The 1,391-nt window shown below is 35.4% G+C and carries 2 protein-coding genes; both read right to left on the bottom strand.

The window, feature by feature from the left end; genetic code table 11:
• Nucleotides 1-354, bottom strand: a 354-nt coding sequence (locus AC1DG9_RS27065) for a hypothetical protein (protein WP_477635694.1), incomplete at its 3' end; no start/stop codon positions are given.
• A gap of 37 nt (nt 355-391) precedes the next feature.
• Entirely contained in the window at nt 392-961 is a 570-nt protein-coding gene (locus AC1DG9_RS27060) for a peroxiredoxin family protein (RefSeq protein ID WP_172663417.1), read from the bottom strand.
• Between the last annotated feature and the right edge of the window lie 430 nt (nt 962-1,391).

Here is a 1,391-nt window from a genome sequence, read left to right as displayed (position 1 = left end):
CTTTTTATACAATGGATGAAAATATTTCTTCTGGTTGATATATAGATCGCCGTGGTCATCAATATAAAAAGGAATCTCCCAATCATATTTAGCTTTAAAAATTAGCTTATTTTCGACATCGATTATCTTAAATTCAAGGTTGCTGTTATCAGGCTTCAACAGCACCCGGCCATCTTTTAAGACAATGATTTCGCTTAGAGCGGTCAGATCCATAACCTTCCTGAATTTTGTTTTGTCTTTCAACAAATCGCCAATCATCGGAACCTCTGGATGCGCATCTTTTTTAGGGAAAGGATTACATCCGAATAAAAACAGCAGGCTTAAATACAGAAGTGTCAATATATTACTTTTCATAATAATTCATTTAAGCTACCTAATTGGGCTTGACAAGCTACTGCTTGTTTTGGATGATTAACCGTTCCAGTTCATCATCCAAGCTTTTGGTTTTTCCGCCACATACATTGAGAATCACTTTTCCATCAGGCCCAATCAATATCTTAGATGGCGTACAAACGACATTTTCCTTCAGCTTGATTTCCTTATTCATCGCTTCAGTATTATCAATTTGTTTAAATTGTAATCTCGACTCCTTGAACAGCTTTTGCGTTGCCTCCTCATCGTCAGAAAAACCTTCGGCTATGCCAATTATCGGAAATTTGTCTCCAAACCGCTGAAAAGTCTCATTTAAATCTGCTACCATATCATAGCCTTCTGATTTTTTAAGTCCCTCTATTTGGTAGACAAAGACGATCCAATATTTACCTTTATTTACTTCAGAGTTAAATATACTCCCATCACTGGTCTTTACAGAAAAATATTTCGGTCTACTCCCTATATTAAAGTCTATGTCCGCTTTGTTAGCAGCGATGAATTGCTTCAAGCGCTCTTCTTTATTTTGCCCGTTGCAACTTAACAAAACAAGGAAGAGTAAAACTGGCATAAAAAGGGCTTTCATTTTCATTTCTGGTCGACAGTTGTGGCTGCTGTAATAAATAACCGGGCCCTAAAATCCGATAATATGATCGCTTGTATACCAAAGGCTGATATCCACTGAGAAGATCACAAATAAGACCAAACTAATGACCGGTTTTTAAGCGCTGTTCGCGCTTATCATTTAGCTTTATCCAAGATAGAGATTTTATTTGAAGATCGAAATATCCATACAGATTATGCTTTAGGAAAGTTTTTCTACTATGCGATTTTATTGACAGCTGAAATGTGTAATTTGTAAAAACTAATTATGATATAAAACATGGTGTTGGTAAAATCAGATGGCTTATGAATAATAAAATTCACATACTCTTCGCATTATTCATTCTTGCATCTTGCCATTCTCAAGACAATAAAATTGTTGATCTAGCAAAAATATCTAATGATTTTGATGCCTCAGA

This window comes from Pedobacter sp. 05L430 (assembly GCF_056397585.1).
Note: the sequence above shows the minus strand (reverse complement) of the source record. Positions and strands in the feature narration are given on the sequence as shown.

What these genes read in the sequence shown, in the direction of transcription:
- AC1DG9_RS27060 (WP_172663417.1), bottom strand. Translation starts at nt 961, where the DNA reads ATGAAAATGAAAGCCCTTTTTATGCCAGTTTTACTCTTCCTTGTTTTG.